18 protein-coding genes and 1 pseudogene are annotated in these 19,537 nt (G+C 71.9%); 12 read left to right on the forward strand and 7 right to left on the reverse strand.

The window, feature by feature from the left end:
* Positions 1-79: 79 nt before the first annotated feature.
* The gene (gene sucB / locus TN53_RS08365; RefSeq protein ID WP_420719089.1) at positions 80-1,138 is read left to right on the forward strand and encodes a 2-oxoglutarate dehydrogenase, E2 component, dihydrolipoamide succinyltransferase; all 1,059 of its coding nucleotides are present in this window, start codon (positions 80-82) and stop codon (positions 1,136-1,138) included.
* A gap of 63 nt (positions 1,139-1,201) precedes the next feature.
* On the opposite strand, the gene TN53_RS08370 is transcribed toward sucB, so the two are convergent.
* Positions 1,202-1,903: a hypothetical protein gene (locus tag TN53_RS08370; RefSeq protein WP_046257781.1), complete on the reverse strand. Its 702-nt coding sequence runs from the start codon at positions 1,901-1,903 to the stop codon at positions 1,202-1,204.
* Positions 1,904-2,189: 286 nt separating this feature from the next.
* On the opposite strand from TN53_RS08370, the gene TN53_RS08375 reads away from it, so the two are divergent.
* The 5 genes from TN53_RS08375 (at position 2,190) to TN53_RS08395 (ending at position 8,309) form a co-directional block, all read left to right on the forward strand.
* Positions 2,190-2,822, forward strand: a complete 633-nt coding sequence (locus TN53_RS08375) for a GntR family transcriptional regulator (protein WP_046257782.1) — start codon at positions 2,190-2,192, stop codon at positions 2,820-2,822.
* Between the two features lie 464 nt (positions 2,823-3,286).
* Positions 3,287-5,992: a pyruvate dehydrogenase (acetyl-transferring), homodimeric type gene (gene aceE / locus TN53_RS08380; RefSeq protein WP_046257783.1), complete on the forward strand. Its 2,706-nt coding sequence runs from the start codon at positions 3,287-3,289 to the stop codon at positions 5,990-5,992.
* Between the two features lie 204 nt (positions 5,993-6,196).
* Positions 6,197-7,174: a helix-turn-helix transcriptional regulator gene (locus TN53_RS08385; protein ID WP_046257899.1), complete on the forward strand. Its 978-nt coding sequence runs from the start codon at positions 6,197-6,199 to the stop codon at positions 7,172-7,174.
* Between the two features lie 56 nt (positions 7,175-7,230).
* Entirely contained in the window at positions 7,231-7,749 is a 519-nt protein-coding gene (locus TN53_RS08390) for a DUF4240 domain-containing protein (protein WP_046257784.1), read from the forward strand.
* 20 nt (positions 7,750-7,769) lie between these two features.
* A complete protein-coding gene (locus TN53_RS08395; protein WP_046257785.1) occupies positions 7,770-8,309 on the forward strand; it encodes a carboxymuconolactone decarboxylase family protein in 540 nt (179 codons plus the stop codon).
* Positions 8,310-8,312: 3 nt separating this feature from the next.
* Here TN53_RS08395 and TN53_RS08400 read toward each other — a convergent pair whose 3' ends face one another.
* Together TN53_RS08400 and TN53_RS08405 are read right to left on the reverse strand one after the other, a co-directional pair.
* Entirely contained in the window at positions 8,313-8,525 is a 213-nt protein-coding gene (locus TN53_RS08400; RefSeq protein WP_046257786.1) for a hypothetical protein, read from the reverse strand.
* 70 nt (positions 8,526-8,595) lie between these two features.
* On the reverse strand, positions 8,596-9,432 hold the full coding sequence (locus TN53_RS08405; protein WP_063776239.1) for a hypothetical protein: 837 nt from the start codon (positions 9,430-9,432) through the stop codon (positions 8,596-8,598).
* A 158-nt stretch (positions 9,433-9,590) separates the two neighbouring features.
* Here TN53_RS08405 and TN53_RS08410 point away from each other — a divergent pair, with 158 nt between their 5' ends.
* A complete protein-coding gene (locus TN53_RS08410; protein ID WP_267886527.1) occupies positions 9,591-9,914 on the forward strand; it encodes an ATP-binding protein in 324 nt (107 codons plus the stop codon).
* Here the strand turns inward: TN53_RS08410 and TN53_RS08415 are convergent.
* Complete coding sequence (locus TN53_RS08415) at positions 9,906-10,919, reverse strand: methyltransferase (protein WP_046257901.1); 1,014 nt, start codon at positions 10,917-10,919, stop codon at positions 9,906-9,908. The two genes, TN53_RS08410 and TN53_RS08415, sit on opposite strands and share 9 nt — an antisense overlap.
* Before the next feature lie 332 nt (positions 10,920-11,251).
* Here TN53_RS08415 and TN53_RS08420 point away from each other — a divergent pair, with 332 nt between their 5' ends.
* Positions 11,252-12,379 (forward strand): lipid II:glycine glycyltransferase FemX, encoded by a 1,128-nt coding sequence (locus TN53_RS08420; RefSeq protein WP_046257788.1) that lies wholly within the window; start codon positions 11,252-11,254, stop codon positions 12,377-12,379.
* 235 nt (positions 12,380-12,614) lie between these two features.
* On the opposite strand, the pseudogene TN53_RS08425 reads toward TN53_RS08420, so the two are convergent.
* A pseudogene (locus TN53_RS08425) lies at positions 12,615-13,526 on the reverse strand (peptidoglycan recognition protein); the annotation flags it as partial.
* Between the two features lie 142 nt (positions 13,527-13,668).
* On the opposite strand from TN53_RS08425, the gene TN53_RS08430 reads away from it, so the two are divergent.
* Complete coding sequence (locus TN53_RS08430; RefSeq protein ID WP_046257789.1) at positions 13,669-14,862, forward strand: MarP family serine protease; 1,194 nt, start codon at positions 13,669-13,671, stop codon at positions 14,860-14,862.
* Between the two features lie 12 nt (positions 14,863-14,874).
* On the opposite strand, the gene TN53_RS08435 is transcribed toward TN53_RS08430, so the two are convergent.
* Positions 14,875-15,660, reverse strand: a complete 786-nt coding sequence (locus TN53_RS08435; RefSeq protein ID WP_046257790.1) for an SDR family NAD(P)-dependent oxidoreductase — start codon at positions 15,658-15,660, stop codon at positions 14,875-14,877.
* Between the two features lie 83 nt (positions 15,661-15,743).
* Here TN53_RS08435 and TN53_RS08440 point away from each other — a divergent pair, with 83 nt between their 5' ends.
* Positions 15,744-16,376, forward strand: a complete 633-nt coding sequence (locus tag TN53_RS08440) for a TetR family transcriptional regulator (RefSeq protein WP_046257791.1) — start codon at positions 15,744-15,746, stop codon at positions 16,374-16,376.
* A gap of 198 nt (positions 16,377-16,574) precedes the next feature.
* Here TN53_RS08440 and TN53_RS08445 read toward each other — a convergent pair whose 3' ends face one another.
* Positions 16,575-17,054, reverse strand: coding sequence for a GNAT family N-acetyltransferase (locus TN53_RS08445; RefSeq protein ID WP_046257792.1), 480 nt, complete (start codon positions 17,052-17,054; stop codon positions 16,575-16,577).
* 62 nt (positions 17,055-17,116) lie between these two features.
* Here TN53_RS08445 and TN53_RS08450 point away from each other — a divergent pair, with 62 nt between their 5' ends.
* Both TN53_RS08450 and TN53_RS08455 read left to right on the forward strand, forming a co-directional pair.
* Positions 17,117-18,013, forward strand: coding sequence for a TIGR01777 family oxidoreductase (locus tag TN53_RS08450; protein WP_199924533.1), 897 nt, complete (start codon positions 17,117-17,119; stop codon positions 18,011-18,013).
* Between the two features lie 149 nt (positions 18,014-18,162).
* Positions 18,163-19,518, forward strand: a complete 1,356-nt coding sequence (locus TN53_RS08455) for an NAD(P)/FAD-dependent oxidoreductase (RefSeq protein WP_046257793.1) — start codon at positions 18,163-18,165, stop codon at positions 19,516-19,518.
* Positions 19,519-19,537 lie beyond the last annotated feature (19 nt).

Here is a 19,537-nt window from a genome sequence, read left to right on the forward strand (position 1 = left end):
GCCCCCGCCCCCCCCTCCCCCGCCCCCGCCCCCCCCGCCCCCCCCCGGGCCCCCGCCGCCCCCGGCCCCCGCCGCGCCCGTGGCCCCGCCGGCTCCGGTCGCCGCCGCCCCGGCTCCGGCTGCGCCGGCCCCCGCGCCGGCCGCTCCGGCTCCGGTCGCCGCCGCTCCGGCCGCGCCCGCCGCCACCGCGGGTGACGACGGCGCCTACGTGACCCCGCTGGTGCGCAAGCTCGCCTCCGAGCACGGTGTCGACCTGGCCGCCGTCAAGGGCACCGGCGTCGGCGGTCGTATCCGCAAGCAGGACGTCGTCGCCGCCGCCGAGGCCGCGAAGGCCGCCGCCGCTGCCCCGGCTCCGGCCGCTGCTGCCGCCCCGGCCGCCCCCGCCGCCAAGAAGGCGCCGACGCTGGAGGCCTCGCCGCTCCGTGGCCAGACCGTCAAGATGCCGCGCATCCGCAAGGTCATCGGCGACAACATGGTCAAGGCGCTGCACGAGCAGGCGCAGCTCTCCTCGGTCGTCGAGGTCGACGTCACGCGTCTGATGAAGCTCCGCGGCCGGGCGAAGGACTCCTTCGCCGCCCGTGAGGGCGTCAAGCTCTCCCCGATGCCGTTCTTCGTCAAGGCCGCGGCCCAGGCACTGAAGGCGCACGCGCCCGTCAACGCCCGGATCAACGTGGACGAGGGCACGATCACCTACTTCGACACCGAGAACATCGGTATCGCGGTGGACTCGGAGAAGGGCCTGATGACCCCGGTCATCAAGCACGCGGGCGACCTCAACATCGCCGGCATCGCGAAGGCCACGGCCGACCTGGCCGGCAAGGTCCGCGCCAACAAGATCACGCCCGACGAGCTGTCCGGCGCGACCTTCACCATCTCCAACACCGGTTCGCGCGGTGCGCTCTTCGACACGATCATCGTGCCGCCGGGCCAGGTCGCGATCCTCGGCATCGGCGCCACCGTCAAGCGCCCGGCCGTCCTGGAGACCGAAGAGGGCACGGTCATCGCCGTCCGCGACATGACCTACCTGACCCTCTCCTACGACCACCGTCTGGTGGACGGCGCCGACGCGGCCCGCTACCTGACCGCGGTCAAGGCGATCCTGGAGGCGGGCGAGTTCGAGGTCGAGCTCGGCCTGTAAGCCTCAGGAAGCAGTGCCTGTACGGTGCCCCGTCCGGAGCTTTCCGGGCGGGGCACCGTCGTGTCACCGGGGCGTCAGCCGCTTGTCCGACCAGCCCCACAGCAGCTCGATCCACACGTTCGGGACGGACAGTTTGTCGGCGCGCGTGAGTCCCTTCGTGCGGTACGCCTTCAGGACGTCGTACGTCGCGTCCAGGCAGTCCCGGGAGGTGAGGTCCCCGGTCTTCGGGTCGAAACCGACGAGGAAGCCGCGGGACTCGACGATTCGGATCATCGCGCGGGCGGCGTCCGTGTCGTGCGTCGAGGACTTCGTGCAGCGGTAACGGCTGTACGGGTGCTCGGAGTTGCCGGGGATGGGGGTCCCCCCGCTCGAGCGAAGCCGAGAGTGGGGGAGGGCGTCGCGGGACATCTCGCTGAGCATGCGGTCGTAGGACCCCTCCGCGTGCCAGGCGCCGATGTCGCCGCCCGGCGGGGTGTAGAGGCTGCCGCTCGGGTTCTCGACGGCGCCGTAGACCCAGCGGTCGGTGCCCGCGACGCGGAAGCCCCAGCCGACGTGGCCGAACTTCTGGGCGCCGTCGGGCTTGACGAAGACGCAGGCGCCACCGGAGGAACCGGAGGCCGCCATGCCGGTGATCACTTCAGAGGCCTGGGGCTTCGCCGCCGCCCGGGTGGACGTCTGCTGGCAGCCCGTCACGCCCAGGACCGTGCCGATCACGGCCGCCGCGGCCGTCCAGCGGAGTGCTCCGCGTCGTCCTTGGTTGTTCATGCCATCCCCCGATGGTTGGTGCCAGGGGGCGCCCCTGGCGGGCACTCCCATGCCGACCGCGACGGGGTGGGGGCTCACAGGGTTGCGGTGGTGACACGGTGGTGACCGCTCCGAGCCGGACCCGGTACGGGCCTTTACAGGGTGAGCCGCCCTGTGGAGCGTGTAAGTCTCGTCTCACCTGCATGAAAGCGCCCCCGTGCGCCCCTCGGGAAAGCGCGTGCGGCCTTATTGTCTAAACGTCAAACGCCCCCGGGGCCGATGGGCGGCCCCTCCTTAAGGAGCACTCATGACCGCGCCCGTCGTCCACTCGCTGCGCGAACAGATCCGCGAGCACATCGTGGAAGGGATCGTCAGCGGTCGCTGGAAGCCGGGCGAGCGGATCGTGGAGCGACGGATCGCCACCGAGCTGGAGGTCAGTCAGACCCCCGTGCGGGAGGCGCTGCGCGAGCTGGAGTCGCTGCGGCTGATCGAGTCGGCGCCGAACAAGGGCGTGCGGGTGCGGAACCTGACGGCGGCCGACCTGGAGGAGAGCTACCCGGTCCGGGCCGGTCTGGAGGCGATCGCGGCGGAGCTGGCGGCGGAGCGGCTGGCGCAGGACTGCTCGGCGCTCGAACCGCATGTCGCCGCGCTCTACGAGGCCGACCGCGCGTCCGACGGGACGGGACAGGTGCGGCACACGGTGGGCTTCCACCGGGAGATGGTCCGCGCGGCCGGCAACTCCGTCCTCCTGCACACCTGGGAGGGCCTGGGCATCGAGGTCTTCACGGCCCTGTCGATCCGCTGGCTGGGCACCGTCCAGCAGTCGTACGCGGAGGAGCACGAGGAGCTCGTGCAGGCGTTCCGGCGCCGGGATCCCCGTATCGCGGAGCTGGTGAAGGCGCATGTGCTGGGCTGCGCGCCGCGGCACGAAGCCGACTAGCCGTCGTCGCCGGAGGTGTTTCGCCCCCGCCGCCCCTACCCGCCCCGTCCCCAGGGGCTGCCGCCCCTTCGACCCCGCCAGGGGTGTTGCGGATGCGTTTGTATCTGCGGTCGTGCGGGGCTGGTCACGCCCGCGCGGCGGAGCCGCACATCGGCAGCAGGCCCGCACCCCTGGCCAACCGAGCACGCCCTCGCTCAAACGCACTCTCACCTGCAAAAACACCGGAGCGATAACGTCACCCCGTGCCACCGCCGGAGGCACCCCGTGCCTACTTTCTCGCAATCGAGAGGTTTTGCCCTTCAACCCTTTGATCGATCATCGATCAGGGAGTTAGAGTCGCCGACGGGCCTCTACCGAGGCTGACTGGCCTCCACCGAGGCTTGAGCCCTGTCCTGCCAAAGACCTAGGGCACCCCCGAACCCTTACCGATGAGGGAACCCCCTTCGACTGAGGAAGGCGGCGACATGACCGACCCCAACGCCATCCAGCCGAGCGAGCTCGACCAGCTCCCGGACCGTGACCCCGAGGAGACCGCCGAATGGCAGGCCTCACTGGACGCGGTCGCCAAGGCTGCCGGCCCGCACCGTGCCGCGTACCTGATGCGCCGCACGCTGGAGCGCGCGGAGGGCAACGGCATCGCGCTGCCCAAGCTCCTCGAGACGGACTACGTCAACACCATCCCCACCGCCGCCGAGCCCTCCGCGCCCGGTGACGAGGAGATCGAGCGGAAGATCACCGCGTGGAACCGCTGGAACGCGGCCGCGATGGTCACCCGTGGCTCCAAATACGGCGTCGGCGGCCACATCGCCACCTTCGCCTCCGCGGCCTGGCTCTACGAGACCGGCTTCAACCACTTCTTCAAGGGCAAGGAAGCCGACGGTTCCGGCGACCAGCTCTACATCCAGGGCCACGCCTCCCCCGGCATCTACGCCCGCGCCTTCCTCGACGGGCGGCTGGACGAGCACCAGCTCGACAACTTCCGCCGGGAGTCGGGGGGCAACGGTCTGCCGTCCTACCCGCACCCGCGCCGGCTGCCCTGGCTGTGGGAGTTCCCGACCGTCTCCATGGGGCTGGGCCCGCTCTCCGCGATCTATCAGGCGCGCTTCAACCGCTACCTGACCAACCGCGGCATCAAGGACGTCTCCGCCTCCCACGTCTGGGCCTTCCTCGGCGACGGCGAGATGGACGAGCCGGAGTCGACGGCGGCACTCGCACTCGCGAGCCGTGAGGGTCTCGACAACCTCACCTTCGTCATCAACTGCAACCTGCAGCGCCTCGACGGCCCGGTCCGCGCGAACTTCAAGATCGTGCAGGAGCTGGAGGCCCAGTTCCGCGGCGCCGGCTGGAACGTCATCAAGACGCTGTGGGGCACCGCCTGGGACGAGCTGTTCCAGCTCGACACCACGGGTGCGCTGGTAAGACGGCTCCGCGAGGTACCGGACGCGCAGGTCCAGACGTACCAGACCCGTGGCGCCGCCTACATCCGCGAGGACTTCTTCGGCAAGGACCCGGCGCTCGCCGAGATGGCGAAGCTGCTGAGCGACGACAAGATCCTCGAGTGTTTCCACTTCTCCCGCGGTGGCCACGAGGCGCGCAAGGTCTACGCCGCCTACAAGGCCGCCGTCGAGTTCAAGGGCGCGCCGACGGTCATCCTGGCCCAGACGGTCAAGGGCAACACCCTCGGCGAGGGCTTCGCGTCGAAGAACGCCAACCACCAGATGAAGAAGCTCACGGTGGACGAGTTCAAGACGATGCGCGACCTGCTGGAACTGCCCATCAAGGACAGCGACTTCGTCGACGGGGTCGTACCCTACGGGCACCCCGGCGCCGACTCCCCCGAGGTCCGCTACCTCCAGGAGCGCCGCGCCGCTCTCGGCGGTCCCGCCCCGGCCCGTCGTACGCACGCGCTCGCCCCGCTGCCCGCCCCCGCCGAGAAGGCCTTCGCCTCCTTCGACAAGGGCTCCGGCTCCCAGAACGTGGCCACCACCATGGCCTTCGTCCGCCTGATCAAGGACCTGGTCCGCGACAAGGAGACGGGCAAGCGCTGGGTGCCGATCGTCCCCGACGAGGCGCGCACCTTCGGCATGGAGAGCCTCTTCCCGTCCCTGGGCATCTACTCGCCCAAGGGCCAGACGTACGAGCCGGTCGACCGTGACCAGCTGATGTACTACAAGGAGGCCAAGAACGGCCAGATCCTCAACGAGGGGATCACCGAGGCCGGTTCGATGGCCGACTTCATCGCCGCGTCCACCGCGTACTCCACGCACGGCGAAGCGATGATCCCGTTCTACATCTTCTACTCGATGTTCGGCTGGCAGCGCACGGCCGACCAGATGTGGCAGCTCGGCGACCAGCTGGGCCGCGGCTTCCTGGTGGGTGCGACGGCGGGCCGTACGACGCTGACGGGCGAGGGTCTGCAGCACGCGGACGGTCACTCGCCGGTGATCGCGGCGACGAACCCGGCGTCCCTGACGTACGACCCGGCGTTCGCGTACGAGGTCGCGGCGATCGTCAAGGACGGTCTGCGCCGGATGTACGGCGAGGCGGCCCCGGGCGAGGACCCGAACGTCTTCTACTACCTCACGGTCTACAACGAGCCCATGCCCCAGCCGGCCAAGCCCTCCGGCCTCGGTATCGACGAGGGCATCGTCAAGGGCCTGTACCGCTTCAACACGGCGGAGTCGGCGGGCCTCGACGTGGCCGCGGCGAACGCCCCGCGCATCCAGCTGCTGAGCTCCGGCACGGCGATCCACTGGGCCCTTCGGGCGCAGAAGCTGCTGGCCGAGGAGTGGGGTGTGGCCGCCGACGTGTGGTCCGCGACCTCCTGGACCGAGCTGCGCCGCGACGCGCTGGAGGCCGACGCGGCCCTCCTGCGCGGCGAGGAGCGCGTGCCGTACGTCCGTCAGGCGCTGCACGGCGCCGAGGGCCCGGTGCTGGCGGTCTCCGACTACATGCGCCAGGTCCCGGACCAGATCGCGCAGTGGGTCGAGCAGGACTACTCGTCCCTCGGTGCCGACGGCTTCGGCCTCTCGGACACCCGCGAGGGGGCCCGCCGCCACTTCGGCGTCGACGCCGAGTCCATCGTGGTCGCGGCGCTCGCCCAGCTCGCCAGGCGCGGCGAGGTCAAGGCGACGTCGGTGAAGGAAGCGCGCGAGAAGTACGGGTTGTAGTTCGTCTGCGGGTGCGTGGGGGCTGGTCGCGCACCCGCGGCGGCAGCCGCATACCGACACAGCCCCGCGCCCCGAAGACGGGCGCGCCGAGGCGGGCCTGCTCCTGAGGGGCGCGGGGAACTGCGCGACCGACCCCCACCGGCCCGCACCCGAAAACGCACCCGACTCCGCCCAACCCGCGGAGCGCCCCGCATCATGGACTGTATGCGTGCCGCCCGTCTCATCAAGATGGTTCTGCTCCTCCAGTCCCGGCCCTCCATGACCGCCGCCGAGCTGGCGCGGGAGCTGGAGGTGTCCGAGCGGACGATCACCCGGGATGCGCAGGCGCTGTCGGAGGCCGGGGTTCCGGTGTACGCGGACCGGGGGCGGGCCGGGGGCTACCGGCTGATCGGCGGGTACCGGACCCGGCTGACCGGCCTCGCGCGGGGTGAGGCGGAGGCGCTGTTCCTGTCCGGTGTGCCCGGGGCGCTGCGCGAGATGGGCCTGGAGGACGCCGCCTCGGCCGCCCGTCTGAAGGTCTCCGCGGCGCTGCTCCCCTCGCTCCGGGACGCCTCGAAGACAGCGGCCCAGCGCTTCCACCTGGACGCCCCGAACTGGTGGAGCGAGCCGAAGACGCCCGAGCTGCTGCCCGCGATCGCCGACGCGGTGTGGGACGACCGGCGGGTCACCGCCCGCTATCGCAAGGGGGCGGGGGAGGTCGAGCGGGAGCTGGAGCCGTACGGGCTCGTGCTGAAGGCGGGGGTCTGGTACCTGTGCGCGCGGATTCCCGACCCCGGCTCCTTCCGGGTGTACCGGATAGACCGGTTCACGACGGTGGAAGCCTCGACGGACCGTTTCGAACGCGACGAGGAGTTCGATCTCCCCGCCTTCTGGGAGGACCAGTCGGAGCGGTTCGCACGGTCGATCCTGCGGGCCGAGGTCGTCGTACGGCTGTCACCGGACGGGGTGCGCCGGCTGCCGTACGCCCTGGCCGACCGGGTCTCCACCGGGGAGGCGCTGGAGCGGGCGGGGGCGCCGGACGAGGACGGCTGGGTGACCGTGACGGTCGCCGTGGAGTCGGAGAAGGTCGCCCGTACGCAGTTGCTGTCGCTGGGCCCGGAGGTGGAGGTGATGGCTCCGGAGGGTCTGCGGGCAAGTTTCGCGGAGGACGCGCGCCGACTGGCCGCCCTGTACGGGACATAACAATCCGCCGCACTCCACGTGCGCCTCACCCGTCCAGGGCCGATGCTGGACCCGTGATGGACGAGACGGAGTTCTGGGAGCTGGTGGACGCCGCCCGTGGGGCCGCCGAGGGTGACCCCGAGGAGCAGGCGGACCTTCTCATCGACCGGCTCCTCCAGATGGACCCCGAGATGGTCCTGGACTTCGCCCGTCACTTCGAGGCCCGCTACAACCGTGCGTACACCTGGGACCTGTGGGGCGCGGCCTGGGTCCTGCTCGACGGGGCCAGCGACGACGCCTTCGACTTCTTCCGCTGCTGGCTGATCGGGCAGGGGCGCGAGGTGTACGAGGGTGCCGTGCACGCGCCCGACTCACTGTCCGACCTCCTGGACGACTTCGACGAGGAGATCGACGGCGACGGGGAGGAGCTGGGGTACGCCGCGGACGAGGCGTACGAACAGCTCACCGGCGTCGTCGCCCCCGACCTCGGAATCCCGCCCGCGCCGCCCGAGCCGGAGGGGACACCGGTCGACTTCGAGAGCGAGCGGGTGTTGTCGGAGCGGTATCCGAAGCTGTGGGAGCGGTTCAGGGGCTGACGTCTACTTCAGGGGGAACCATGGCTCGAATCCCGTACCCGGAACATCCCGCCGACGGCGTCGCGAAGCTTCCCGTGCCGCTCAACGCCTTCCGCATGCTCTCCCACGCCCCGCCGCTCACGGACACGGCGATCGACCTGGGCCTGGCGGTCCTGCTCGAGTCGACGCTGCCCGTCCGGCTGCGCGAGCTGGTGATCATGGCGGTGGCCGCCGGCACGGAGTGCGCGTACGAAGCCGCGCAGCACCGGCCGATCGCGCTCAACTCCGGTGTCTCGGCCGCCCAGTTGACGACCATCGCCGAACTGCGCTCCAGTGGGCCGGAGTTCGACCCGGCGGAGTCGGCGGCGGTCGCGGCGACCTTCGAGCTCGTCTCCCGACACACCGTGTCCGAGGGCGTGTTGACGGCTCTCCGTGCCTCCTTCACCGATCGCCAGGTCGTCGAGATCGTCACGACTGTCGGCTACTACGTCATGCTGGCGGGCCTCATGAACGGCCTCGGCGTGGACGTCGACCCGTCCGGGGAACAGTTCCTCGGCCTGACGGGCGACGGAGCCGGGTGAGGCTCAGACCGCGGTCGCCCGCCTGCGGGTCGTGTCCGTCGGGATGTACGCCTGCGTCTGGTCGGCCTTCAGGACCACGTGGTGCATCGGGGCCGCGTTGGCCTGGTCGAGGGCGGAGGCCGTGACGGCGGCCGGGCCGAGGATGACGGCTGCGGCGGCGCAGAGGGCCGCCCAGGGGCCGCGGGTCAACTTGGTGCCGGTCTGAGTGCTGTTCATCTTCCCCACCTCCGGTCAGTGCGTATGACATGACCGTAGGGCGGCAGTTTCGGGGTGATCCATGAGCTGCCTACGAGACACCTGTGAGCGCGGCGCGCACGAGGGCGAAGTTCGAGAGGAAGGACCGCGAGGGGGAAGGGCCGGTCGGGGGCAGGGCCGCGCAGTTGCGGCAGATGCCCTTGCCGGTGCCTCGCGGCAGCGGGTCTCGGCATTCGGTGCATTCGCCGAGTGGGGCGACTCGCTTGTGTGGGGCGGGAGTTGTGGGGGTTCGGGCCTTCAGGCGGTACGAGATGAGGGCGGCCGCGGATTTGACGGGCACGGGGAGGTCCGCGGTGACCGCTTGACGGAGTTCGGCCTCCGTCGCTCCCGTCGCCAGCCAGCGGGCGGCGAGGGGGGTCAGCCGCTCGACCTCGCCTGCGCCCAGGCGCAGCGACGGGGTGTGGTCGCCGAGGCGGGCCAGGAAGTCGGCGGCCGGGTTGGAGGTGTTCTCCTCGGTGTTCTCACCGAAGGTGGATGTGCCGACGGCCTGGTCGGTCACCTCACCGACGGGCGGGTGCTGGTCAGTCGGCGGCGGTGCGGTTCCGAAGGCGGCGGCGATGTCCGCGTCCGTCGTCAACGCCACGTTCGACACCAGCACTTGGGTGGACCACCGGCCCGTCTGCGGGTTCTGTGTACGGCGGGTGTGGAGGTAGCCCTCCTCCTCCAGCTGGCGCCTTGCCTTGCGTACGGCGAGGCGGCCTTCCGGCATCTTCTCGCCGATCGACTGGACCGTGTCCCGCGAGCCTTCGGGGAGGGACAGCGCCCATTGGAGAAGCCTGACCGCCGTGCCGTTCAGACGGGGATGCCGGATGATCTCGTTCGGCGTCTGGGAGAAGAATCGGGCAGGCGGGATAGCATGCTTGAGCATCGCGGGTGGCTCCTAACCACTCGTCGGTGAAGGCCCTCAGATTGGTGTTGGCGCACCGCTGAGGGCCGCTCCGCACGTGGGAGCACGGAGTGTGATGACGCGGTTACTGTACCGCCGTCCGGGCGGTGGAGTTTACGAAAGTTGAGGGGTTCGCCGCCGTGCGGGACATGGTCCGTACGCAACTGCGCGACTGGGGGTACTCCGGTCTCGTCGACGCGGCTGCCGTGTGCGTCACCGAGATACTGGCCAACGTCCATCGGCATGTGGAGTCTCCGGAGTGCGAGCTGACGCTCCGCAGACTGCCCGACGGCGGCGTGCGCGTGGCCGTCCGCGACCACTCCCCCGTGCTGCCGGTCTGGTGCACCGAACCCGACTGGGAGACCGAGAGCGGTCGCGGCATCTTCCTCATCGCCTCCGTGTCGGACGTCTGGGGTGTGACCCCGAGGAACGGCGGCAAGCAGGTGTGGGCCCAACTACGCTGACGCGGCCACCGCCTCCACGACCGACAGGACCGTCGGTGTCGGGACGATGCGGGTGATCCTGAGGCCCGCCGCGGCGAGCAGTTCCGCGAAATCCGCCTCCGTGCGTTCACGGCCGACGAGGGCGGACATCAGCAGGAGGTCGAGGGTCTTGGCCTGGTGGGGTGCGTTGTCCCGGGGAACGACCGCGTCCACCACCAGGATCCGGCCGCCCGGCGCCATGGCCTCCCGGCAGCGCTCCAGGATGGTCACGCACCGGTCGTCCTCCCAGTCGTGGAGGATGCGCTTGAGGAGGTGGATGTCTCCCGGGGGCGCGGCGGAGAAGAAGTCGCCCTCCGCCACACTCCAACGGCCCTCGGTCTCCTCGACGTCGAGGCGGTGGCCGGCCAGTACGTGCGGCTGGTCGTAGAGCACGCCCCGCAGGCCCGGGTTGTGGCGCAGGACCTCCAGGAGGAGGCCTCCGTGGCCGCCGCCCACGTCGACGACCGTGCCCGTCGCCGGGAAGTCGTACGCGGCGGCGATCGGTTCGTTCTCGGGGTCGGACATGGCGGCCATCCCTGTGTGGAAGACGGCGGCGGTCGCCTCGTCCTGGGCGAAGTGTGCGAAGAACGGCATCCCGAAGATGCCCTCGAACACCGAGGTCCCCTCGGTCAGACAGCGGTCCATCTCGGCGGCCGGGAGCCACAGACTGCGGTCGGTGTTCATCAGGATCGCCGAGCGGGCGGAGTGCGGGGCGTCGGTGCGCAGGGCGTCGCCGGTGGCGGTGAGGCGGAAGCGGCCCTCCGCGTCCTCCGCGACGATGCCGCGGGTGGCGAGGAGTCGGAGCACCCGGGAGAGGTTGCGGGCGTCCGTGGCGGTGACCTCGGCCAGTTCGGCGGGCGAGCGGGGGCCGTCGGTGAGGTGGTCCGCCACCCCGACGGCCGCCGCCGCACGCAGCGCGGCGGGGAAGAGGTAGCCCAGCGACTCGTCGACGAGGAATGCGGCGGAACTGCGCGAATCGGTCGTCATGTCCTCCAGGATGACGGCCCGTCGCCCGACGCGGCTCGGTTCGGCCGCGCCGCGCGGGGGCTCGAAGGAGCAGGGGGACGGGGCACGGTCGGCGCACGCGTCGGCGGGCTCGGCCTTGGGTGCCGAGCGGCCCCGCACCCGCTCACCCGCCGCGTCCTGCGCCTCACCGCCGTCGACCGACACCTGGAGGTCCACCCCCGGCTGACCGAGGCGTTGCGGGCGATCCGGTGACCGACGTCACGGGACGCGTCCGGAAGGTTCACCTTTGGAGTCTTGACCAGTGCCGTGATCCCCGGCGTACCGTGGCGGCCCCGAACAGGAGCACCCTGCCCATGACCAGCCCGGACGTGCGGGAGATTTCGCGCGAGGAACATCTCGCCCACTTGCGGCTGCATCCCGACGCGAGCCATCTCCAGATCCCCGAGTGGGGCGACGCGAAGCCGGACTGGCGGGCGGAGAGCGTCGGTTGGTTCGAGGGCGAGGCGCTGGTCGCGGCGGCGCTGGTGCTGTACCGGCCGCTGCCCGGGACGCGGCGCTTCCTGGCATACCTCCCCGACGGGCCCGGGATCGACTGGCGGGACCCCCGGCTGGAGCGCTGGCTGGACCCGCTCGTCGCCCATCTGGAGGCACGCGGGGCGTTCTCGGTGCGGATCGGGCCGCCGGTCGTCGTACGGCAGTGGGACCCGGGGACCGTCGCGACAGGGATCGCCGACCCCGCCGTAGGCCATCTCAACGACCTGCCCGCGGCCGCCATCGACGGATACGCGCTGGACGCGGCCGAGCGGCTGGGGCGGCTCGGGTGGCGGCGGTGCGAGGAGGGCGACGGGAACGGCTTCGGGCTCGGTCAGCCGCGTTACGGGTGCCTCGTCCCGCTGGAGGGGCGCTCGGCGGACGATCTGCGCGAGGGCCTCGCCCCGCACTGGGAGCAGTCGTTGCGTACGGCCGAGGGGGCCGGGGTCCGGGTCTCCTGGGGCTCGGCGTCGGATCTGCCCGACTTCCACCGGCTGTATGTCTCGACCGCCGCGCACGACGGCTTCAAGGCCCGGCCGCTGGACTACTTCCGCCGTATGTGGAAGGCCCTGAACGCCGAGGACGACGACCGGGTGCGGCTCTATCTCGCCGAGTACGACGGCATCGTGCTCTCCGCCGCGCTCATGATCAACGTCGGCTCGTGCGCATGGCACTCCTACGCCGCGTCCGGGCGGCAGGGGCGTCAACTGCGGCCCAGCAGCGCCCTGTTGTGGCGGATGATGAACGACGCGCGGTCGGCGGGCTGTGAGACGTACGACCTGCGGTCCATCACCCCCGCCCTCACCGAGGACCGGCTGCTGGGGCGTCTGCGCTTCAAGACGGGCGCGGGCGGTTACGCCGTGGAGTACCTCGGCGAGTGGGAACGGCCCGTGGGCAGCCAGGGGAAGGTGCTCCAGCGGGCCTTGCGCGCGTATCTCGGGCGCCGGTGAGCCGGTCCGTGACGACGCTCATGGCGTAGGCCGGGGGCGGCTATTCGGACGGTGGGCGGCCCGCCTGCGGCCCGGGCACGCGGCTGTCCGGCGCCGGAGCGTCACCCCACGGCGGCATCGTCCGGTCCTGGGGTGGGGGAATGTGGTCGCCGGTCGTCAGAAGGCCGCGCTGCGGCAACGCCACCCGGTCGCCCGTCGTCGGGAGGCCGCTCTGTGGCGGGGTCGACGGCGGGTACCTGCCCTGGAGTCTTGCCGCCGTCTGTCTGATCTCCGGGAGGCGGGCCGAGAGGGCGGCGCCGGGGCAGCTGGTCATGTAGCCGTCCTCGTGGCCGGCGATGGCGGGGAGGGCGGCGGTGGTGCCGGCGGCGTAGCGGCTTAGGCCGTTGCTCGAGGTCAGTTTCACGGTCCGGCGCGGGTCCACGTCCGCGAGGCCCAGTTTCCAGGCCGCCAGTGAGGCGATCGCGTCCGTCATCGCCTGCGGTACCGGGACGCCCGCCGTGAAGGTGCCCAGGGCGGCGATGCCGGACGTGCGGTGGTTGAAGCCCTGGGTGTGGGCGCCGGTGACGGGGCGGTCGACACCTCCCGCGCGGCCCTCGTAGATCGTGCCGCAGCGGTCGACGAGGAAGTTGTAGCCGATGTCGTCCCAGTCGCGGGCGCCGGTCTGGCCGGCGGCGAGGTAGCGGATGATGCGGGGCGCGTCGGCGCAGTCGTAGGCGTTGGGCGAGTCGGTGTGGTGGATGAAGACGGCGACGACCTTGTCGTCGTAGCGGGCCGGCGGCGGGGTGCGGGCGGCCGTGTTCGCCTCGCCCGTGCCCGCCGTCCAGACCGACCTGGGCATTATGTGCGGCTTCGCCGCGTGGTGGAGTGCGGCGGGGCGGGCCGCGGGAGGGTGTGCGGAGCGGGCGCCGGCCCGGCGCTCGACGCCGTTCGCGCAGAGGACGAGGACCGCGACGGCCGCCAGCCCGGGGACACAGGCGAGCAGCAGCAGCACTCCGGTCGGCAGGTGGATCCTCCGGCGCGGCGCCCCGGTCCGTATGCGGACCGCTCGCCGCCGTCGTATCCCCCGCGCTCTTCGGACACGCATGGTCCCACTCTCGGCCGGATCGTCCGCGTCCGCGATGTGTGGTGTGCCACCCGGTGGAACCATCGTCCTGGTCCGGGGCGTTTCTCCGGATGCACGCACAGCGTGTGCACGCACGCGTGGCCGGTTCCGGGTGTCACGCGCGCGTGTCTGCTGATCACTGGGCCCGTCCCCTCCGTAATAAGGGGTCCAAGAGAAAGGCGGCTCCGTGGACCTGCTCGACATCCTGCTGGTGCTGGTGATCCTGGCCTATGCGGCATCCGGCTACCGGCGCGGCCTGGTGGCCGGCTGTGTCTCGCTCGCCGGTTTCGTGGGCGGCGCGATCATCGGCGTGTGGGTGCTGCCCTGGATGATGGACCTGGTGACCCCGGGCAGCACGTCGGCGACGGTGACGGCGGTGCTCACGGTGCTGGTCCCGGCCGTCGTCGGGCACGAACTCGCGGGGCGTCTGGCGCTGCGGCTGCGCCGGGAGCTGGGCCGTGCCAGTCTCGGTCCGCTGCGCGTCGCCGACGGGGTGGGGGGCGCCGCCGCCAACTCGATCGCCGTGCTGATCGTGGCGTGGGTGGCGGCGAGCGTGCTGGGCGCGTCCTCGTCCGCGGTGCTCACCACGGCGATCCAGGACTCACGGCTGCTGGGTGCCGTGCAGAACGCCATGCCGGACACCACTCCGGCCTGGTTCTCCCGGGCCACGTCCGCGCTCACCGAGGCGGGCTTCCCGCAGGTCTTCAACCCTTTCGAGAACGAGTCGACGGCCCGGGTCGCCAGGCCCACCGGCGACAGCGTCACCGCGAGCGCGACGAACGCGGCCAAGCGCAGCACCGTGAAGATCGAGGGCGTCTCGGGCACCCAGGGCCGCGAGGGCAGCGGCTTCGTCTACTCCACCGAGCACGTCATGACCAACGCCCATGTGGTGGCCGGCATCGACGAGCCGACCGTCCGGGTGGGCGGGGTCGGACGGTCGTACGAGGCACGCGTGGTGCTCTTCGATCCGGACAAGGACGTGGCGGTGCTGTACGTGCCCGACCTCGAGGCCCCGGTGCTGGGCTTCGACGCCGACGCCTCGCGCGGCGACTCCGCGGTCGTCGCGGGCTATCCGCAGGACGGCGACCTCAACCTCCAGGCGGCCACCGTCGCCAACCGGGTCCAGGCGAACGGCCAGAACATCTACAACGACGGGACCGTCACCCGCGAGATCTACTCGATCCGGTCGACGGTCCGCCCGGGCAACTCCGGCGGGCCGCTGCTGACGACGGACGGCAAGGTGTACGGAGTCGTCTTCGCCCGCTCGACGTCGGACGACGAGACGGGGTACGTGCTGACCGCCGCAGAGGTCGCCGTCGACGCCGAGCGGGCGGCGGAGGCGACGGCGCCGGTGGACACGGGTGAGCTGGTCACGTCGTAGCCGGTCGCCACGTCAGAAGTGCGTCCCGCCGTCGATGCGGACCTCGGTACCGGTGATGAACCGGCCATCCTCGCTCGCCAGCATCGCGACGACGCCTGCCACGGTCTCCGGGCCCGCGAAGCCCTGGCCGAGGGCGGGTGCGAGCTTGGTGTAGAGGTCCCAGTCGGTGTCCTCGGGCAGGCCCGGTCCGGCGCTCTGTCCGCTGGCGCCGGAGCCGTCGGTCATGCCGGAGGAGATGGAGCCGGGCTGCACGGCGGTGAAGCGGATGCCCTGCCTGCTGTACTCGCTCGCGAGCGCGTGGGTCATGGACTGGATGCCGCCCTTGCTGGCCGCGTACGCCGCCATGTAGGGGTGGGCGAACGTCGCCGAGGTCGAGCTGAAGTTCACGACGGCGGGGCCGGTGCCCTCGCGCAGCGCCGGTATCGCCTCGCGGATCATCAGGAAGGTGCCGGTGAGGTTGACCGCGATGATCCGGTTGAAGTCGGCGAGGCTCTGTTCGTGGGTGTGGGCGGAGCGCAGGATGCCGGCGGCGTTGACGAGCACGTCGAGCCCGCCCAGCGCCTCGACGGCGAGGGCCACGGCCTGCCGTACGGAGGCCTCGTCGGCGATGTCGACGAGGACCGTGGTCAGCCGCCGCGCGCCGGCGCCCGCCTTTTCGACGGTGTCCTTCAGGCCGGCCTCGCTGATGTCGGCGGCGACGACGGTGCCGCCCTCGGCGAGCAGCCGGAGCACGGTGGCCTGGCCGATGCCGGAGCCGCCGCCGGTGACGAGGGCGCGTCGGTTCTCGTAACGGTTCATGGCCTTCACGGTACGCTCGGGTGGCACGTTTTGCCATCAAGGCGAAAGGTGCCAATGTCGGTGGTCCGGCGTAGGCTTCCCCGGTGAGCACCAAGCCCCTCTCACTGACCGAGCGCCGCAAGGCGGCGACCCAGCTCGACATCGCACGCGCCGCCGCCGCGTTGTTCACCGAGCACGGACCCGATGGCACGACCGCCGAGGACATCGCCGAGCGGGCCGGGGTCGCCCTGCGGACCTTCTACCGGTACTTCCGCAACAAACAGGACGCCGTCGGCCCGCTGCTGGCCCGGGGCGCCGACCGCTGGCGCGAGCTCCTCGCCGCGTCGGAGCCGGGCACCGCCGGGCTGCCGCGGGCCCTGGAGCGGGCGATCGAGGAGTCGCTGTCCGTGCCGGACGCACACGCGGCGGAGGGCCTGCGCCAGACGCGGGCGCTGCTGCGGGCAGCCGTGGCCGACCCGGCGCTGCGGGCCGTGTGGTACCGGGTGAACCAGGAGTCCGAGGAGCGGCTGATCCCGGTGGTGGCGAGGCTGGCCGGGCCGGACGCCGACCCGCTCGACGTACGCCTCACGGCCGCGGCCGCGACGGACGCCATCCGGGTGGCACTGGAGACCTGGGCGGAGACGGACGCGGACACCAGCGGCCCGGGCTCACCCGCGGAGCTGGCGGTGCGATGCCTGCGGGAACTGGTGGGCGGCATGCGGCTGCTGACGGGCTGACGGCGACGGTTGCGAACACGTCGACGTGGCCTGCCCGCCGATCAGCGCCTTGATCGTCAGGATGGGGGTGTCCTCACCGACCGACTCGTCCGCAGGAGGCTTCCGTGCCCGTCTTCTTCCTGATCTCCCTGCTCGTCGCGGGGGCCGCGCTCTATCTGGTCGTCCGCAGGCGCCGTACGGCCGCCGAGGCCGACCAGGTCAGAGACTGCGCCCCATGAACACATCGTCCACGTACTCGCCGTCCAGCAGGAACTCCTCGGGCAGGACGCCTTCCACCACGAAGCCCTCCGACTCGTAGAGCTTTCGGGCCGGGGCATTGTGCCCGAGGACGCGCAGCGTGATGCGGCGCGCGCCCAGCTTCCTGGCCTCCTCCTGCACCGCCCGCAGCAGCGCCCGCGCCACTCCGGCACCCCGCGCCTCCTCGGCGACGACCAGGCCCTGGATCTGCCGGACGTGCGCGTTGCAGGCCAACGGGGTCGGGAAGCCGAGCCGGATGTAGCCGACGAGCAGGCCGTCGAGTTCGGCCACCAGATGGTCGCGCGGGCCGAACCGCTCACCGTAGAAGGGCTCGTACGGCGGCTGGGGGCGCGGCGAGACGGCGTGCAGCGTGGACCAGGCGACGCGGTCCAGGCGTCCCAGCGTGTCCTCGTCGTCGAGGGTGGCGTGGCGTATGTGCATGTCGGCCACCCTACGGCGCACGTGACCGGGCCTTTGCGTGAATTCGGAGCAGAATTGACGCCATGCAGCGTTCCCGAATCGCGGTGGCCGGCGCGTCCGGTCTCATCGGCGGTGCCCTGGTCCGGTCCCTGCTCGCCGACGGACACGAGGTGGTGCGCCTGGTACGCCGGGCGCCGAGAGACGCGGACGAGGTCCGTTGGGACCCCGAGGGAAGGCGGGTGGACACGGGCGGGCTCGCCGGCTGCGACGCCGTCGTGAACCTCGCGGGTGCCGGGGTCGGCGACCGGCGCTGGACGGAGGCGTACAAGACGCGGATCCGGTGCAGCCGGGTGCTCGGCACCTCCGCGCTCGCCGAGGCCGTCGCCTCGCTGGACAAGCCGCCGCGGGTCTTCGTCAACGGCAGTGCGATGGGCTTCTACGGCGAGACGGGCGACCGGGTCGTCGACGAGAGCGCGCCCGCCGGGGAGGGGTTCCTGCCCGAGCTGTGCGTGGAGTGGGAGGGCGCGGCGGCGCCGGCCCAGGAGGCGGGCGTACGGACCGTGTTCACCCGGACCGGGCTGGTGGTGGCGCGCAAGGGCGGTGCCTGGGGGCGGCTGTTCCCGCTGTTCAAGGCCGGGCTCGGGGGGCGGTTGGGCGACGGGCGGCAGTACTGGTCGTTCATCGCGCTGCACGACGAGGTGGCCGCGATCCGGCATCTCATCGACACCGACGGGCTGTCCGGGCCGTTCAACCTGACCGCCCCGAACCCGGTCACGAACCAGGAGATCACCGCCGCCATGGGGCGCGTGCTGCACCGGCCGACGCTCTTCACGGTGCCCTCGCCGGTGCTGCGGACCGTGCTCGGTGAGATGTCCGGGGACGTCCTGGGCAGCCAACGGGTGGTGCCCAAGCGGCTGCTGGAGTCGGGGTTCACCTTCGCGTTCCCGGAGATCGAGGGAGCCGTCCGAGCCGCCGCATGACCGTATGCGACCGGCGTGCGACCGTGCCCTGTTCATGCGCGACTGTTCCTGACCGGCCACCGCCTTAACCTCAAGCCGAACTCGGGTATCCCCGGAGCCAGTTGGGGGCATGACGTCTCCACCGGCCGCGCAACCTCGAGGAGGGGCACGTGCTTGAGCCCGCGTACCAGGCGGACGTCGTGATCGTGGGAGCCGGGGTTGCCGGGCTCTCCGCCGCGCATCGGCTGACCAGCGCAGGAGTGACGACCGCGGTGCTGGAGGCCGCCCATGGGGTGGGCGGCCGTATGTCGACGGAGAAGGTCGACGGTTTCCGGCTCGACCGGATCGGACAGCTGCTGTCCACGGCGTATCCGGAACTACGTATGACACCGGGGCTCGACGGGCTCGTCCTGCGCCCGTTCGCGCCGGGCGTCCTGCTGCACAGCGGCGGGCGCCACCATCGCGCGAGCGCGCCCCCCGGCGCAGGAGGCGCAAGGGGCGCACTCCACGCGGTGCGCACCCTGGCGAGCGCCCCCAGGCCGGCGGTGCCGAGAAGCGCACCACGGGGAGTGGCCCCTCTGGGCAGCGGCGTCGACCAGGCCCGTCTCGGGACCGCGCTCACCCGGATCGCGAACACCCCGATCGAACGCCTGCTGTGCCGCACCGAGTCGCCGGCCGCCCAGGCCCTCGCCACCCGCGGCCTCCCCGCCCGGACGATCGACGGCTTTCTGCGCCCGCTGCTCGCCGCGCTGTTGTGCGACCCGGAGCTGACCACGTCCAGCCGGTGCGCCGACCTCGCGCTGCGCGCCTTCGCGGCCGGGCGGCTGTGTGTGCCGGAGGGCGGCGCGGAGGTGCTGCCGGAGCTGCTGGCGCGCTCGCTGCCGGCCGGGACGGTGCACACGGGGGTGCGGGTCACCTCGGTGTCGACGAGCTCGGTGACCACGGCGGAGCACGGCGAGTTCCGCTGCCGGGCGGTACTGCTGGCGACGGACGCCCGCACGGCGGCGGACCTCCTCCCGGGCCTGCGCGTACCGGACTTCCACCCGGTGACGGTGGTCCACCACACGACGGACGAGCCCCCGGAGACGGGCGCCGCACTGCTGCTGGACGCGGACCGGGGCGGCCCGGTGGCCCACACGGCGGTGATCAGCCAGGTGGACCCGTCCCGCGCCCCGGCAGGCCGTCCCCTGATCTCGTCGACGGTCCTGGGCCCGCCCCCACCGGACGTCGAGACGGCCGTACGCATGCACCTGTCCCGCCTCTACGGCACGTCCACCACCCGCTGGGAGACCCTCGCCGTCCACCACACACCCGAAGCGGTACCGGCGATGCGGGCCCCGCACGACCTGCGCCGCCCGGTACGCCTGCTGGCGGGCCTGTACGTGTGCGGCGACCACAGGGACACCAGCACGGTCCAGGGCGCGCTGCACTCGGGCCACAGGGCATCGACGGCGATCCTGACGGACCTGGGCGCGGCGACCCCGATGCACAGGGCGGAACCGATGCCGACAACCCAGGCCGCCTGAAACGCGCCCCAAAGGGGCG

This window comes from Streptomyces sp. WM6386 (assembly GCF_000972385.1).
In the GTDB taxonomy this organism is placed as follows: Bacteria; Actinomycetota; Actinomycetes; order Streptomycetales; family Streptomycetaceae; genus Streptomyces.

What these genes read in the sequence shown, in the direction of transcription:
- TN53_RS08370 (WP_046257781.1), bottom strand. Translation starts at nt 1,903, where the DNA reads ATGAACAACCAAGGACGACGCGGAGCACTCCGCTGGACGGCCGCGGCG.
- TN53_RS08375 (WP_046257782.1), top strand. Translation starts at nt 2,190, where the DNA reads ATGACCGCGCCCGTCGTCCACTCGCTGCGCGAACAGATCCGCGAGCAC.
- aceE (WP_046257783.1), top strand. Translation starts at nt 3,287, where the DNA reads ATGACCGACCCCAACGCCATCCAGCCGAGCGAGCTCGACCAGCTCCCG.
- TN53_RS08385 (WP_046257899.1), top strand. Translation starts at nt 6,197, where the DNA reads ATGCGTGCCGCCCGTCTCATCAAGATGGTTCTGCTCCTCCAGTCCCGG.
- TN53_RS08390 (WP_046257784.1), top strand. Translation starts at nt 7,231, where the DNA reads ATGGACGAGACGGAGTTCTGGGAGCTGGTGGACGCCGCCCGTGGGGCC.
- TN53_RS08395 (WP_046257785.1), top strand. Translation starts at nt 7,770, where the DNA reads ATGGCTCGAATCCCGTACCCGGAACATCCCGCCGACGGCGTCGCGAAG.
- TN53_RS08400 (WP_046257786.1), bottom strand. Translation starts at nt 8,525, where the DNA reads ATGAACAGCACTCAGACCGGCACCAAGTTGACCCGCGGCCCCTGGGCG.
- TN53_RS08405 (WP_063776239.1), bottom strand. Translation starts at nt 9,432, where the DNA reads ATGCTCAAGCATGCTATCCCGCCTGCCCGATTCTTCTCCCAGACGCCG.
- TN53_RS08415 (WP_046257901.1), bottom strand. Translation starts at nt 10,919, where the DNA reads ATGACGACCGATTCGCGCAGTTCCGCCGCATTCCTCGTCGACGAGTCG.
- TN53_RS08420 (WP_046257788.1), top strand. Translation starts at nt 11,252, where the DNA reads ATGACCAGCCCGGACGTGCGGGAGATTTCGCGCGAGGAACATCTCGCC.
- TN53_RS08435 (WP_046257790.1), bottom strand. Translation starts at nt 15,660, where the DNA reads ATGAACCGTTACGAGAACCGACGCGCCCTCGTCACCGGCGGCGGCTCC.
- TN53_RS08445 (WP_046257792.1), bottom strand. Translation starts at nt 17,054, where the DNA reads ATGCACATACGCCACGCCACCCTCGACGACGAGGACACGCTGGGACGC.
- TN53_RS08450 (WP_199924533.1), top strand. Translation starts at nt 17,117, where the DNA reads ATGCAGCGTTCCCGAATCGCGGTGGCCGGCGCGTCCGGTCTCATCGGC.